We start from the raw sequence: 13,250 nt of genomic DNA on the forward strand, positions 1-13,250 counted from the left end.
TCGGTGCCATCTCCATGTGTCCACCTCTTCCTTGGTGGACACATCCTTCACACCGCGTCACTCAACCGAACAGGTGCGCGGAATTTCGCGCTTACAAATGGAAGGCCTCAATGCAGCGGGTAAATGGACCACAATTCGAATGAACATTCATATGCATGTTCAGGCGCAATCGGCGGGCGCCTCGCTAACAACAGACGAACCTTGGGTCGATTAATCGGCCAACATGTCTCTTAATTCATCCGGAATCGGTCCAAAACTCTGGCCAACGTGCCTATAGACCGCCGCGTCGGTACAGCCGCGCAACGCTGGTGGCGAGACTCGAACGCCATTGCCATCTTTGATGGCATCCGCCTCCTGGCTCCAACGCCTGAGAATGGAGAGATCGCTGGGTCGGATTTTACGCCGCCGAGTTGCTCGCCACAGCGCCCGACTATTTGGCCCGTAGCGCTCAGCAAAAAAGGCGAGAACGGCCTGCTTCTTCTTCTCGACGGCCAACTCAACTGCCTCGGCGACCACTTCGTGTCGCCGGAGCCGACCAGTTATCGCGAGCCGAGATTGAAGATCCCTTACGGGAACGAGGGACAGCAACGCATTTGCATCAAATGCGGGTGAGCGCGATGCTTTGCGCACCACGCGGAGCGGATTATGACAATCGAAGCCGACCATTTCGATTATGCCAACGTGGAGGTCCACTCGCGACATAATGGCGTTGATGTGCCGTGTCGCCGCGACGACAGTGACAAAATTGGCATGCCGAGCATAGACCTCAAGCTGCCGGTCAAGACGAGCAAGCGTGTCACGGTCGGTTTTGATTTCGTAGCAGTGCAGATCGTTTCGGTCACACACAGCAACGTCTGCCCGAACTCTGTAATTGTCGAGAATGAGTTCGGCACTCACTGAAGATTGGCTGGATAACTCACCCGTCGAGCGCAGGAAATCAAGAAGTGCAGCTTTTGCCTTAGGCTCTGCTCGATCATCTCCCGCGCGTTTCGTCACATCTTTTCCCTAGCCACGGCGAATAAGTGCGATCTGGCCGCTAAGCGGCGGCCCATAAAGCGTAACTCAAACTCCAGCAAGGAAGAAGGGCTTTGTTTTCCGGGCGAAACTTACACAGCCCTCATTGGAAATGCTCGACGGCAGCAATCGGCACCTCGCCTCGGTATTTCTCGTTGGCAAACCGCACTTGCGGAAAGTCCGTTTGCTCGGCCGAACGACCGACATAGGCGTGTAACTCCCGCCTTATGGATCACAGCTGTGGCGGCCGATCTAGTCCAGATGACTGCCAACTGAAAGTTCAAAGTAGATGCCGTTGGCCCAAACCCTTTTGCAATCACTTAACAGGCCGGATGATTCCACTCGCGCCACGAGTCTTTGACCGCGGCAACCGAAATCGATCGCAGAGCCCCATGACACTCAAGGTGCCGTCTCCATCCTTAGATCCGTGATGTACCCGCTTCCATTGTCGAGCCGGTGCGTCACTTCTGAAACCAGCCAGGTAGTCGCATCGATCTCGTCCTTGTAACCCGAGGCCGAGACGCGGCATTCCGGGTAGGCATCTGGCCTGCCCAGTACCAGATTCAGGTCCAGTGTAGCGGGTGCGCGCTTCAGGCGGTCTCGCTCGGCGATGGCGGCGCGCTTGGCCGATACTTCGTCCGGATAGACCTTTCGTAACTTCTTCGCGTTGTCGGCCTTGCCCACGGTCACGGTTTTTCGCTTCGCGCCCTTCCGGTCATGCCAGCTGGCGGTCACGCCTTCCTGCCCGTCGCGCTTCTGGCGTTGCCAGTTGTGGCCGTCTCCGCTGCGGCGCGTCAGGGTGAGCGTTGGCAGCGCATTACCGCCCGCAGTCGTTCCCGCGCCTTTGCGCGCAAATATAAGGTGCCTGTCCTTGATTGTGGCGACCGCGTCATTCTCCCGCCCCAAGCGGCGGAGGAAGGCGACGTCGCTTTCGCGGCTCTGACTGATCGAGGGCAGCGCGATCGCGGCGAGGTCAGCAGCGACCTTCAGTGTCAGGCTGTTCCTGCCGGCGACATCCTGCAGCACAGCGCCGAGCGTGGTGTTTTTCCAGCTCTGTTCGCGGCGGTTGCGGATCTGGCTGGTGAAGTCCGCGGCGCGTGCGCGGATCCTGATCTGGTCGGGCGGGCCGGAGTGACTGACATCGTCGACCTTGTAGCTACCCTTGTCGATCAGGCCGGGCGTGACATCGCGTCCCTGCTTCCAGCCCAGCTGAACGCGCAGCAGCGCGCCTTCCTTGGGAATGGCGAGCCCGCCGTCCGTATCGTCCAGCACGATGTCCAGCTGATCGGCCTCGTCCCCGCGCTTTTCGGAGATTGTGAGCGAGACCAGGCGCGGGCGCATCCGTTCTGTCAGATCCTTGCCGTCGAGCGTGACGCGCCAGTCCGGGACGTTGGTGATCGCCTCGCTCATGCTGCCGTTTCCGCGTTGTTGGCAGGCGCCGGATCATCGACGCGCAGCAGGTCTATGGCGAAGTCTATCCGCAGCGGGCGGCCATCGGCCATCAAGGCGACGTGCCTTTCGTCAATCGCTTCGATCACGAAATTGCCGAACACGGTACCGCTGCCATCGACCAGTGGCAGGGCCTCACCCTGATCGGCCATCTCGCGCAGCTGGTCGATCGAGACGCGCCCGTCCGTGATCTCGGCATAGACCGCGCCGGACATGCTGATCTTCTCATCACCGGTACCGAGGAACTGGACGGCATCGCGCGCACCGACGCGGGCCGAGCGAGCGAAGCGCCAGTCCGTCTTGCGCTGCAGTTCGTCATAGGCGAGCGTCGGAACCTGAAACAGGAACATGCCGAGTGCCATCAGGTGCATCGCGTGGCCTTTCTATTCATCGCCGAAGCCGCGCCCGCGCCGCTCGCGCTCGATCTGCTCGATCGCATTGCGGACTTCCTCGGCAATGTCCCGAGCAGGCGCAGTCCCGGCATTGATGGTGATATTGTACGTTGCGCTGCTTGGCGCAGTGCCCGCGAAAGCGTGCGCTTCGGGCTTTATCGCTGTGGGGGAAGCCAGTGCCATCGCGGGCACCGCAGCAGCCCCGGCCGCAAGGGCGCTGGCAACTTTTCCCGAGGCATCGTTGAAACGGCCCAGCATCCCCCTGCCGTCCGCATTGAAACTCCTGGTCATTGCCTCGGACAGTGTCGAAATTCGCTGCAACGGGGCTGCAGTATTGTCAGCAAGGCCCTGATCGAGCCCGGCCATGACAAAGCCGCCTAACCGCGCAAAGACACGCGAGGGCGAATGGATGCCAAGCGTTTCCTTGAACCATTTGGCGACCCAACTGGCGGTCTCAACGATCCTGGATTTGAGAGCGCCGTACATGCTGGCGATGCCATTGATGAGGCCCTGAATAATGTGACCGCCAATTTCCGAGAGACGCGAAGGCAGGGACATGCCAAGCCAATCCAGCATGGACGCAATACCGCGATAGAGCAGGCCGATGGGCGAGAAGTTGACTAGCATCGCTGTGAGGCCGGAGATGCCACCGGTGAAGTAGCCTTTGATCTCAGTCCAGCGGTCTCCGAACCATGCGGCAATCCCATCCCATTTGGCGTAAATGAGATAGGCCGCGCCTGCGAGCAGAACGACGCCAGCCACGACACCGGCCACGATCCCGATCAAAGGCAACAAGCCGATCCCCAAGGCAGTCGCGGTAGCTGAAAGCACCGCGAATGGAGCGACCAGGCCGGCCATGACAATCGCGCCGCCGCCGAGGACAAGGAAGAGCGCTGCAAAAACGGCTGCCGCAACTGCAAGCCCCCGAACCAAATTCGGATGGCGCTCGGCCAACTTTGAGACCTTGTCGCCCCAGACCGACAGGCGTTCAGAGGCAGAACCCGCCATTGGGGCCAATTGATCGCCAAGCGTGGTGGAAAGCTCTTTCGACTGAATCTTGAGGCGCTTCACCTTTTCGGCGGTGTCGTTCATGCGGTCGGCGAAATCCGTATTCACCGTACCTTCGGCGGCCAGTGCGTCTGCCCTGATGGACCGGTATTCCTGAAAGGCCGACATAAGCGGCCGCAGCGCCTGCTGCACCTGCATGTCTCCGAACAGGCTGGACAGCTTGGCCTGGTCGCCCCCGGTGGCCATTTGCGTAAGGCGGACAATCTCCTCGATCGGGCTACGTCCATCCTTGGCTGCCTTCTTCATCGCTGCCGGAATGTCGATGCCGAATTTCGCGAAGTTTTTGATCGTGTCCCGCGCGTTGATCTTGGACAGCAGGTTCTGAAGGTTGTTCGCGGCGCCCGCGGAATCGCCTGCCCCCTTTCGGGTGATCTGCAAGGCGGCCGCAAGGTCTGCGACGGCCGGTACGCCCGTTGCGCCAAGGCTTTGCATGCTGGCCGTCAGCTCAGGGAAATACTGAGCCATGTCCTTCACTTCGAAGGCCCCGCTCTTGCCCGCCTGCGCCATGATATCGAGTGCCTTGCCAGCCTGGGCGATCGGCACTTTCAGGTTGTCGTATGCAGCAAAGCTGGCACGCCCGAGATCGTCGATATCGGCCTTGTAGGCGGTCGCCGCGCGGCCGATCGGCGCCATCATGTCAACGGCCCTGCCCGCTTCGAGACCAAAGCCAGTCAATGTATCGACGCCATGCTGAAGGTCTTCCGGCATCTGGTTGACCGCCAGCGCCGCCTTGCGAAGCTCGAGCCCCATCAGGCGGCCAGCCTTGCGCGACTGGTTCACCTTCTGGTTGATGTCGGTCATAACAGATTCGAATTGCATCGAATCTTCGACCGCCCCTTCGAGCGGCCTTGCCATGACCATGCCGGTTCCGATCGCAGCCGCGCCGCCGGCAGCAAGGCCGGTTGCGGCCCCCTGCACACTCGAGAAGCGAGCGCGCGCGTCGGCGCACCGGCGTGAACGGTCGGTCACTTCCTGCAATCGGCGTTCCTGGTCGCGAAGTTCGGCGGTCGTTCGTTCCACCTCGGTTCGCAAGCGCCTTTCGTTGCCGGCCAGATCGCGGGTGGAAACGCCCGCAGCCGTCAGGCGGGAGCGCAGTTCCTGCAGGCGCGCGGTTTCCTGCCGGTGTTCATTGCCGAGACGCTCCGACTCCCTGCGTGCCCGATCGAACTCAGCCCGCATCTTCTTGGTCGGGTCTTCGGTCTGTGCGAGGGCTCGGCCCAGCTGGGTAGTGCGCGCCTGTGCCTCTGCCATGCGCTTTTCGGTATCGCGCAGTCCGGCTTTCAGTTGCCGCAATTGGCCGAGATCCGATTGCGTCCGCTCCAGCCCCTTCAACTGGTCGCGCGTTACCCTGATCGTCTGCGCCAGTCTGGTCGAGCCAGCAGCCGCATCGCGCATCGGGCGGGTCAGGCGGTCTGCCCCTTCCAGCAGCACTCTGATTCGAAGGTTTCGGTCGGACATCGGGGTTTCCCGCGTTACGGGCCAAAAGGGACCTCAGAGCGTTTCACGGCACGGGCGTGCCAGCTCATGAGTTCGGATAGGTGCATGTCGTCCATCGCGGATGGCGGCCAGTGAAACACGACCGCCAAGTCCGCCATGGTATCGTTTACGTCGTAGGGGAGAGCGCCGCCTTTGCGCCCTTCGGCAGCAAAAAATCCATCACCTCGCTGCCCAACTGGGTAAGGTCGGAAGGATCGAGCCCGGCAATGTCCTGCTTTGAAAGCAAGGGAGCGGTGATACGCGGCAGAAGACCTTCCAGCGCGGCATAATCCAGATTGAGCAGCGACGACAAAGAGAGGCCACGAAGCTCGCCGGCCTTGGGCTTGCGAACCTGTACGGTTTCGATGGTCTGTTCGCCGCGCCGGATGGGCGTGTCGAGCGTGACAGTGCGGATTTCGGCGGAGCTATCGGTCATGTCAGATTCCAAAGTTCAGGGGGAAAGGAAGGCGGCCCGGCGGGGTGCGCCGGGCCGGAGGGTCAGAACAGCCCGAGGGCGCTGCGCTGTTCTGCCAGGCGATCGGTGCCATCGACGACTTCGACCATGTTCAGGGGGTCGATCTCGATTTCCGTGCGGCCGTTCCAGACGAGCTTGTAATAGGCGAGCGCCGACGTGACGGTGAAATCAGCAGGCGAGCCGACTTCCTGATCGCCCATCTCGATTTCGCTGTGCCGGCCGCGCACGATCACTTCTACCGAATCGGAGTTGCCGGTATCGTCCTGCTGGTAAAAGCCGGCGAAGCGCATGTAGACGCCGTTCACCTTGGTCATGCCCCACTGGCGCAGGATATCGCGCATGGGACCGCCGAAGACGGCCTTCAGTTCCATCGCTTCCATGCCCATGTCCAGCTTGAGCGGGGCGGACATGCCCCCGCCTCGATACTCTTCGAGCTTGCGGGTGAGAGTCGGCAAGGTGACGGTCTTCACGTCGCCGACATAGTTCTGTCCTTCGTTGAACAGCATCAGGTTCTTGAGCGTGCGGGGCAGTCCCATGGTGGGCTCCTATGCAAAAGTGGGGATGGGAGGGCGGCGCGCCGGGCGAGCGCGCCGGTTATGCCGTCTGCGTCAGCTGGCTCGCGAAGTCGGCGAAATAGCTGTCGGTAATGCGCTGGTTGAAGCCGAGATCCTCGAGCGGCGGCGGCACGGTGTAGTCGTAGTCGATGCGCAGCTTGCCCGCCTGCAGACTAGCGGTGGAGTTGTTCGCCTCATCGAACCGAGCATTGGCGCCGAGAATGACGCCGGCGGCCTTCAGTTCGAGGAAGAAGCCGTTGATCGTCTCGATGATGTCCTTGGCCAGCGCCGGGGTCAGCGGCTTGTCCATCGCCCAGTCCATGCCGCGCGCGACGGTATCGGCCAGCAGCTGGGCCACGCGCACGGTGCTTTCGAACTGAAACAGCGGATCGTCCGAACAGGTGCGGTTGCCCCAGAAGCGAAAGCCGCTGTCCGAGCGGACCAGCGCCGTCACTTCCGAAGCGTTCAGCACGCCCGCATCGCTGGCCATGTCCTCGATATCCCAGTGGATGTCCTTGGTCAGGCCGACGACGCCGGAAACCGCCACGTTCGAAAGCGTCTTTTGCGGGCCGTAGCTTTCGTCGATCCGGGCGCGCAGGCCCATGGCGCGGGCAGCGGCATAGCTGGTAACGTTGGCGCTGGTGGCGGTGTCCCACGCGAGGAAGTCCGGCATCAGCAGCATGAGTTCACGCTCGCTGAAGTTCGCGCGGTAAAGGACCGCATCGGCCACGGTATCGCCCACCGCACGCGCATAGGCGAAGCCACGCAGCTTCTGCGCAACGACGGCAAGCGCGGCAGTGACTGCCTGCGTTTCGAGGCCGGGCGTGCCGAGAATCTTCGGCTTCACGCCCAACTGGCCTTGCGCAGCCAAGAGCGCCTGCATGCCTGTCTTCTGTCCTTCGGCGGTCGTGGTGCCGATCACGTTGCTGGCCGTCTCGGCCTCATCCGCGCCTTCGGCCACGCGGACCACGACGACGATCGGGCGCGCCTGGTCGGCAATGGCACGAAGCGAATGGGCCAGAGTGCCGCTCACCCCGGCATCGCCGATCGCGGCTTCGACGTCCGTCACCAGTGCGGGCGTATCGAGCGGGAACACGGTGGCGTCCGCGTCGGATGCGGTGGCGACAAGGCCGATGATGGCGGTGGAGACTGCGGCCAGCGTTCGGGCGCCGGTGCTGATCTCGGTAACGGTGATTCCATGTTTGAAGGCCATGAGCGGCTCCTTGGGTTCAAGCTGCAAGAGGGACGGAAAGGCGCACCAATGCGTTGGCGGGGGCTGTATCCGTGCGCGTGGCGTCGATGACGACGGTGGCTGCACCCGGGCGATCCCCGGCGGCCACACCTACGCGGCGCAGGCGGATGCGGTTTTCCCAGCGCGTCACGGCAACGGCGGTGGCGGCATAGACGCGCAGGATGTTCGCCGCCGTCATGGGCTGGTCGATCAGTTCGGGCAGCAGCGAGCCATACTCGCGGCGGCCGACACGGGTGCCCATGGGCGTGGAGAGGATGTCCGCGACCGACTGGCGAATGTGTTCGAGACCATCGAGCGCCTCGCCGGATGTGCGTGCCATGCCGGTCATCAGACGGGCGCCCCGGTCTGCGCGGCACCGGCCTGCACGCCAGAGTGCTTGTGGTCCTTGAGACTGATCCCGCCGCCGATGACGTCAGTGCTGGCAGTAAGCTTGCCGTTGACGGTGACGTCGCAGTTGAGGGTCAGGCCGCCCGGTGCATCCACATAGGCAGTGCCGCCAGCGGGCAGCGTGACCGTGAGGGCATGGCCTGCTTGATCGTAGGCAATAACCGCGCCGTCGCGGAATTCGAGGTGGACGAGATCGGGATTGGCCGAGGGCGAGGGGAAGGCATCGCAGTAGAGCCCAACGATGACCACGCCATTTTCGATATCGCCTTCGGGCGAAAGCAGCAGGCACTGTTCCCCGACCGTGGGCGGCGACCATACGCACACGCTGCCCGCACGCGGCGAGATCCACGGCAGTTCGCCGGTGACCACATCGCCGCTTTCGACCGTGCAGGTGGCATTGGCATGATCGACAGACGCGATCACGCCGAGCCGCAGCACGTCGCCGGTTAGCTGTTCGGGATCGAGGGTTTGCGCCATGGGGCGACCATGGCGCGCTCTTCATCGGGTTTCGCGTGGCAGCATTTGGATGGGCGGCTGACCAAATGCAGGGCGATGCATTTGATCGGAGGTCAGCGTGCTCCGATCCGCTCAGCCTCACACGGCTTGATATTCGGGAACCTGATCCTCTAACATTTCGAGTGTCCGACTTGGGTGGAATAGGGGGAATTGACGTTGAAAAAGGGCTTCACAGCGGCGGTAATGGTCAGCGTCTTGCTGACGTTGGCCGGAGCGCCGGCAAGTTCTCAGTCAATCAATCTCAAGAAATATGTTGTCCCAGTCTACTCTGGGCCGCGTGCAAAGCCCGACTTCACAGGGGCTGGTGCCCAATACAGAGGGTTTCGCACCGCGATCACGCGCGGGTTTCGAGATAATCCTGTCGCCATGGGACACTACACAATCATCACGGTTGGGTGCGGTACTTATTGCACCTTCAGTTGGGTAGGAGACCTGCGCACTGGGAAGATAATCAGCTTCCCGATTGGCGGCGAGGACTACCCGGAACTTGACATCAAGACTGCGCCAAACTCGCGTGTCGTGATAGCTCGTTGGACCAATTATGAGCATTCCGATTGCATAGCACGGCCCTATGCTTTCGATGGTCAGCGCTTCGCCCAGATTTCAGCGGATCGGCGAAAAGGCTCGGGTTGCTATCGCTGACCTTAGAGAGATGACACTGACGGCTGCCATCCCTGCGAGTGCAAGCGGAACTCGTCTCGCAGGGATGGCCAGAGTCAGTTGTCGTTTGCAGGCAGCGCAAAGTTGCTGATCAGCACTTCGCGCGCTGGTCGAGAACTCGCGCCCACCGTGTAGGTCGTGTCGATCGGCGTGATGGTGAAGGCTGCGAACGTCTCGCGCACGCCCACATTGTCGTTCAGCGACATCAGGAACTTGCCCTTGATGCCCATCAGCTGATCCGCCAGCGCGGCAAAGTCTTCGCGGGTGAAGACGCCGGGGCCGTAGTCGCGTTCGCAGGCCCAGTAGGGCGGGTCGAGGTAGAACAGTGCGCCGTCGCGGTCATATCGGCGGATGAAATCGCCATAGGGCAGGCGCTCGATCGTCACCGACTGCAGGCGATCGTGGAGGTCGGCCAGCATCGGTTCCAGCTTGCCGACATCGAAGCGGGCGGGTGCGCCGGCATCGACGCCGAAATTGCGGCCCGAAACCTTGCCGCCGAATGCCAGGCGCTGGACGTAGAGGAAACGCACGGCGCGCTGCAGATCCGTCAGCGTGTCAGGCTCCTGGGCGAGCAGGCGCTCGAACTCGGCCCGGCTTGCGACGCGGAAGCGCAGCATGTCGATCAGGTAGGGATAGTGTTCGGCCAGGCAGCGGAACAGGGTGACGACGTCGCCCGAGATATCGTTGATCGCCTCTGCCTTCGGGCGGCGCGATCGGCGCAGGAAGATGCCGCCCATGCCAACGAAGGGTTCGGCATAGCTGCTGTGCGGCGTACGTTCGATGATGGCGCAGATGCGCTTAGAAAGATTGCGTTTCCCACCGATGTAACCGGCAACGGGGGAAACGGGGCGAACGAGAACAAAAGGGGTAGACATGTTGGATTTCCTGCACGATTGCCCTTCGCGGCATGCCACGGAAGGGAACTCAAAACAGGCGGGCGCGCCGCCTTGAGAGTGCGAGTGCAGGCTCGCGGTTTTCAGGATGCTGGAACATCCGAAGCCCCCTTCCGGAAAGGGGCCAGTTAGCGGCGGGAAACCCCGCCGCCGGGCATTATTCCGATACTGCGGTATCTTCCGGCGACACCGGCTCAGGCGCGGGCACGGTGATGACACCCGCTGCGATCTTGTGCGCCACGCCCATCGCAACTTCCTCGACGCGGGCCTTGGTGGCCGCCCTGTCGTAGCTGCCATCAGCCTTCAGCACGGCGTTCACGTCGCGCTTGTGGACGATCTCGCCGCTGGTGAAGGTGACGGGGACGGCGCGGGTATCGGCATTGAAGGCGCCGATCCTGAAGGTAAGTTCGGACACGGTAGGTTCCTTTCTAGGCTGGGGCGACCGGCCATTCGACGGCGGCCGGATCGGTGACGGTTTCGGGAAGATCGCGCAGGGCCTGACGGTAGGCGGCCCAATTGGCACGGAGTTCATCGGTCAGCGGGCTGTCGGGCAGCTGGGTGAAGTCGGACGCGGCCAGCAACCGGTCGCGCTCCGCGCGCAGGCGCCTGCGCAATTCGGCGTCGTCTGGCAGGGGAGGTTCCAGCGCTACCGGATCGCCATTTTCATTCGCAGTGATCAGCATTCCCGCGCTTGCGCTATCCATTAATTCAGCGTGTCGGGCGCGGGTGATTTCACGCGCGTCGCCTGGAATGACGGAATGCACGCCATCATCGAAAAAGCCGCCAACGCTCGCGCTGAAAAACAGTGCCATTTCGCTCTAATCCTTCAAACTTTGCCAATCGCGATCCACCAGGCGTTCCCGCCGCCCGGCGCTGCATTGTAAACGTTCATGTTCGTTGCCGATGCGCCGTAGGGGAGCGGGCCGTTGCCCTGGGCGTCCGCGTTGCCGACTTCCGTTGCGCAGCCGCTGTCGACGTAAAAAGGGGCCGCGCTGAACGCTATGGGGAAAGTCACGACGCCGTAGCCCGGGCGCGTCGTTAGGTTGATGCGGCCCCATTGCATGACCAGCCCGCCGGTCAATTTCTGGTAGCCGGTGGCGGAATGGTCGGCCGCGAAGTCCGCGACTTTCGCAAGGGCGGCGGCTTGGTAGCCATCCAACAAGTCCGCGTCCAAGCCGCTGCCACTGCCGTCATTGCCAGAGTGCCAGGCAAGGCCAGTGGAATTGAAATAGGCCACGCCGCTTGCTGTGATCATGAACCGCGAAGCGCCCGCCGATTCATCTGTTAGATGAAAAGTCCCATCGTCCTTTTGCAGCACACGCCAATCGCGCCCGCCGTTCGAATTCTGCAAGGCAATGCCGCCATTAAGGCCGCCGCCGGTGAACTTCTGCAAAGTGCTGAATACGTTTACATCCGAGAACGTATTAGCGGCGGACAAACGGGCAAGTGATGAAACGTGATAACCGTCAAGCAAGTCAGCATCTAAACCGCTGCCGCTGCCGTCATTGCCAGAGTGCCAAACCGTTCCGCTTGCCGAGAACGAAAAAGTTAGCGTCCTGGTCCCGCCGGAAAAAGGGGCGAGCATTCGGAAGGTGTCGGCGTAAACGTCAATAGACGGATCACTTATCATTGATCCAGATGGCGCCCGCGCAACATCGATCTGGCCGCCCTCGTTGCCGGCTGCAACCGCATCGCCGACAAGTATATTCGCGTTAAAGTCTTGCCGCGAAGTCGAATCAAGCCGAGCGTAGGCGCTTCCCTGCAAGCCGTCCAAAAGGTCGGCATCCAGGCCGCTGCCGGCGCCGTCGTTGCTGCCGTGCCAAACAGTCGCGCCGTTGAACGTAAGCGAGGAAAGCACATTCAGCCCGGCGCGCATTTCAACGGCGCCAGTCGCCAGATTAAGGACAAATGGCCGAAGGCTATTGAAACTATTCGATGGCTCGGTTGCGGCATCGCTCAGGAGTAAGTAGAAATTGCTCCCATCCGCCCGCATAATAAGGCTGGGCGAGCTAACCCCGGCATATTTGCATACAATTTGCTCGCCCGTTACGTCGAAAAACTGGGTGGACGTAAAAGTGTTTTGCACTGCGGCGCGCACATAGGCGCTGCCCTGGTAGCCATCCAGCAAATCGGCATCCAAGCCGCTACCGCTGCCATCAACCGTCAACAATTTGCTTCTGACATCGCCCGCCGTGTAACTGCCTGCAGGCAGGTAATACGATCCCTGCTGGCCATCGAGCAGGTCCGCATCCAAACCGCTGCCAGCGCCATCATTGGATGAGCGCCACACATCGTAAATATGGCTGTCGAACACAAAGTTGCCCTGATCGGTAACGTCGACCGTGGCCTTGAGGCGACTGGCTGCACTCCACCCGATCTTGATGACGTTCCCGGCCAGTTGCCCGTTGCCGGTGCCCTGCTGGACGGGGTTATAGCCGAGGCGCGCCGGGATGTTGCTGTACCAGCTACCCTGCTGACCATCGAGCAGATCGGCGTCGAGGCCTGAGCCAGCGCCATCGTTGGCAGGGTGCCAGATGCCGGCGTTGTTCGCGCCGAAGCGGGCATCGAGCCATGCCGTCACCGCATCCTTGACCATCTTCTCCGCCGGCACGCGGCTTGTGCTGGTCCCCCCGATGGCTTCCGCCAGCGTCGAGAGTTCAACGACGCCCTGCTGTTCGGTGGTCGCGGGCGGGTTCAGGAAATTGGCATCGCCGAAGGTCAATTCAGTCGCATCGACATCGGCGAACTGGACGTCGATCGCGAGAAGCATGAGCGCCTGCGCGGACTTTTCGACCAGCACGTCCGCCTGCCCGTAGATCGCGAAGAGCGTGCCGTCTGCAAGGTAGAGCGCAAGACTGCGGACCGTGAAGACATCGCCGGTTTCATCGCGCACGATCAGGTGGATCGTATCGTCGGCCACGACATCGCCCGACAGCGTGGAGATGCGCTTGAACTCACCGGGCAGAGCGGTCGCGGTGGGATCGGGCGTCACGGCAGTGCCGGTCAGGCCGACCTCAACAATCGTGACCGGGGCGGTACCGGTATTGGCCGCATTCACAAGCGCAGCGCGGCCCGCATTGGTGACGATGAGGGTGAGACCCATGAATTCCTCCG

Annotated in this window: 16 protein-coding genes; 2 read left to right on the top strand and 14 right to left on the bottom strand. The window is 61.9% G+C overall.

The genetic code is table 11. From position 1 onward, the window contains the following. Positions 1-214 (top strand): hypothetical protein (locus B5483_RS23385; RefSeq protein WP_217698230.1); only part of this gene is annotated, 214 nt, incomplete at its 5' end. On the opposite strand, the gene B5483_RS22970 is transcribed toward B5483_RS23385, so the two are convergent. The 10 genes from B5483_RS22970 to B5483_RS19875 all read right to left on the bottom strand — a co-directional run bounded on the left by B5483_RS22970 (position 211) and on the right by B5483_RS19875 (position 8,544). Next, complete coding sequence (locus B5483_RS22970; RefSeq protein ID WP_139384085.1) at positions 211-996, bottom strand: sce7726 family protein; 786 nt, start codon at positions 994-996, stop codon at positions 211-213. The genes B5483_RS23385 and B5483_RS22970 overlap by 4 nt on opposite strands. Positions 997-1,413: 417 nt before the next feature. Next, entirely contained in the window at positions 1,414-2,424 is a 1,011-nt protein-coding gene (locus B5483_RS19835) for a contractile injection system protein, VgrG/Pvc8 family (RefSeq protein WP_079731686.1), read from the bottom strand. Then, positions 2,421-2,834, bottom strand: a complete 414-nt coding sequence (locus B5483_RS19840; protein WP_245829422.1) for a phage tail protein — start codon at positions 2,832-2,834, stop codon at positions 2,421-2,423. Before B5483_RS19840 ends, B5483_RS19835 begins: the two co-directional genes overlap by 4 nt. Positions 2,835-2,846: 12 nt before the next feature. Continuing rightward, the gene (locus B5483_RS19845; RefSeq protein WP_079731687.1) at positions 2,847-5,381 is read right to left on the bottom strand and encodes a phage tail tape measure protein; all 2,535 of its coding nucleotides are present in this window, start codon (positions 5,379-5,381) and stop codon (positions 2,847-2,849) included. A 14-nt stretch (positions 5,382-5,395) separates the two neighbouring features. Next, a complete protein-coding gene (locus B5483_RS19850; protein ID WP_079731688.1) occupies positions 5,396-5,518 on the bottom strand; it encodes a GpE family phage tail protein in 123 nt (40 codons plus the stop codon). Between the two features lie 8 nt (positions 5,519-5,526). Continuing rightward, positions 5,527-5,835 (bottom strand): phage tail assembly protein, encoded by a 309-nt coding sequence (locus B5483_RS19855; RefSeq protein ID WP_079731689.1) that lies wholly within the window; start codon positions 5,833-5,835, stop codon positions 5,527-5,529. A gap of 62 nt (positions 5,836-5,897) precedes the next feature. After that, entirely contained in the window at positions 5,898-6,410 is a 513-nt protein-coding gene (locus B5483_RS19860; protein WP_079731690.1) for a phage major tail tube protein, read from the bottom strand. 58 nt (positions 6,411-6,468) lie between these two features. Next, the gene (locus B5483_RS19865; RefSeq protein ID WP_079731751.1) at positions 6,469-7,641 is read right to left on the bottom strand and encodes a phage tail sheath subtilisin-like domain-containing protein; all 1,173 of its coding nucleotides are present in this window, start codon (positions 7,639-7,641) and stop codon (positions 6,469-6,471) included. Between the two features lie 16 nt (positions 7,642-7,657). Beyond that, a complete protein-coding gene (locus B5483_RS19870; RefSeq protein ID WP_079731691.1) occupies positions 7,658-8,008 on the bottom strand; it encodes a GPW/gp25 family protein in 351 nt (116 codons plus the stop codon). Further along, the gene (locus B5483_RS19875; protein ID WP_079731692.1) at positions 8,008-8,544 is read right to left on the bottom strand and encodes a phage baseplate assembly protein V; all 537 of its coding nucleotides are present in this window, start codon (positions 8,542-8,544) and stop codon (positions 8,008-8,010) included. The genes B5483_RS19870 and B5483_RS19875 overlap by 1 nt, the downstream gene beginning before the upstream one ends. A 195-nt stretch (positions 8,545-8,739) precedes the next feature. Here B5483_RS19875 and B5483_RS22975 point away from each other — a divergent pair, with 195 nt between their 5' ends. After that, a complete protein-coding gene (locus B5483_RS22975) occupies positions 8,740-9,225 on the top strand; it encodes a hypothetical protein (protein ID WP_139384086.1) in 486 nt (161 codons plus the stop codon). A 74-nt stretch (positions 9,226-9,299) separates the two neighbouring features. Here the strand turns inward: B5483_RS22975 and B5483_RS19880 are convergent, their stop codons facing one another. The 4 genes from B5483_RS19880 to B5483_RS19895 form a co-directional block, all read right to left on the bottom strand. Continuing rightward, positions 9,300-10,118, bottom strand: coding sequence for a DNA adenine methylase (locus tag B5483_RS19880; RefSeq protein WP_079731693.1), 819 nt, complete (start codon positions 10,116-10,118; stop codon positions 9,300-9,302). Between the two features lie 175 nt (positions 10,119-10,293). Then, on the bottom strand, positions 10,294-10,551 hold the full coding sequence (locus tag B5483_RS19885; RefSeq protein WP_079731694.1) for a hypothetical protein: 258 nt from the start codon (positions 10,549-10,551) through the stop codon (positions 10,294-10,296). A gap of 13 nt (positions 10,552-10,564) precedes the next feature. Further along, positions 10,565-10,948 carry a tail fiber assembly protein gene (locus B5483_RS19890; RefSeq protein WP_079731695.1) on the bottom strand — a complete coding sequence of 128 codons (384 nt, stop codon included), beginning with the start codon at positions 10,946-10,948 and terminating at the stop codon, positions 10,565-10,567. Positions 10,949-10,962: 14 nt separating this feature from the next. Beyond that, entirely contained in the window at positions 10,963-13,239 is a 2,277-nt protein-coding gene (locus B5483_RS19895; protein WP_176168138.1) for a gp53-like domain-containing protein, read from the bottom strand. Between the last annotated feature and the right edge of the window lie 11 nt (positions 13,240-13,250).

Source organism: Novosphingobium mathurense (assembly GCF_900168325.1).
GTDB lineage: Bacteria > Pseudomonadota > Alphaproteobacteria > Sphingomonadales > Sphingomonadaceae > Novosphingobium > Novosphingobium mathurense.

What these genes read in the sequence shown, in the direction of transcription:
- B5483_RS19835 (WP_079731686.1), bottom strand. Translation starts at nt 2,424, where the DNA reads ATGAGCGAGGCGATCACCAACGTCCCGGACTGGCGCGTCACGCTCGAC.
- B5483_RS19840 (WP_245829422.1), bottom strand. Translation starts at nt 2,834, where the DNA reads ATGCACCTGATGGCACTCGGCATGTTCCTGTTTCAGGTTCCGACGCTC.
- B5483_RS19845 (WP_079731687.1), bottom strand. Translation starts at nt 5,381, where the DNA reads ATGTCCGACCGAAACCTTCGAATCAGAGTGCTGCTGGAAGGGGCAGAC.
- B5483_RS19850 (WP_079731688.1), bottom strand. Translation starts at nt 5,518, where the DNA reads ATGGCGGACTTGGCGGTCGTGTTTCACTGGCCGCCATCCGCGATGGAC.
- B5483_RS19855 (WP_079731689.1), bottom strand. Translation starts at nt 5,835, where the DNA reads ATGACCGATAGCTCCGCCGAAATCCGCACTGTCACGCTCGACACGCCC.
- B5483_RS19860 (WP_079731690.1), bottom strand. Translation starts at nt 6,410, where the DNA reads ATGGGACTGCCCCGCACGCTCAAGAACCTGATGCTGTTCAACGAAGGA.
- B5483_RS19865 (WP_079731751.1), bottom strand. Translation starts at nt 7,641, where the DNA reads ATGGCCTTCAAACATGGAATCACCGTTACCGAGATCAGCACCGGCGCC.
- B5483_RS19870 (WP_079731691.1), bottom strand. Translation starts at nt 8,008, where the DNA reads ATGACCGGCATGGCACGCACATCCGGCGAGGCGCTCGATGGTCTCGAA.
- B5483_RS19875 (WP_079731692.1), bottom strand. Translation starts at nt 8,544, where the DNA reads ATGGCGCAAACCCTCGATCCCGAACAGCTAACCGGCGACGTGCTGCGG.
- B5483_RS19880 (WP_079731693.1), bottom strand. Translation starts at nt 10,118, where the DNA reads ATGTCTACCCCTTTTGTTCTCGTTCGCCCCGTTTCCCCCGTTGCCGGT.
- B5483_RS19890 (WP_079731695.1), bottom strand. Translation starts at nt 10,948, where the DNA reads ATGGCACTGTTTTTCAGCGCGAGCGTTGGCGGCTTTTTCGATGATGGC.
- B5483_RS19895 (WP_176168138.1), bottom strand. Translation starts at nt 13,239, where the DNA reads ATGGGTCTCACCCTCATCGTCACCAATGCGGGCCGCGCTGCGCTTGTG.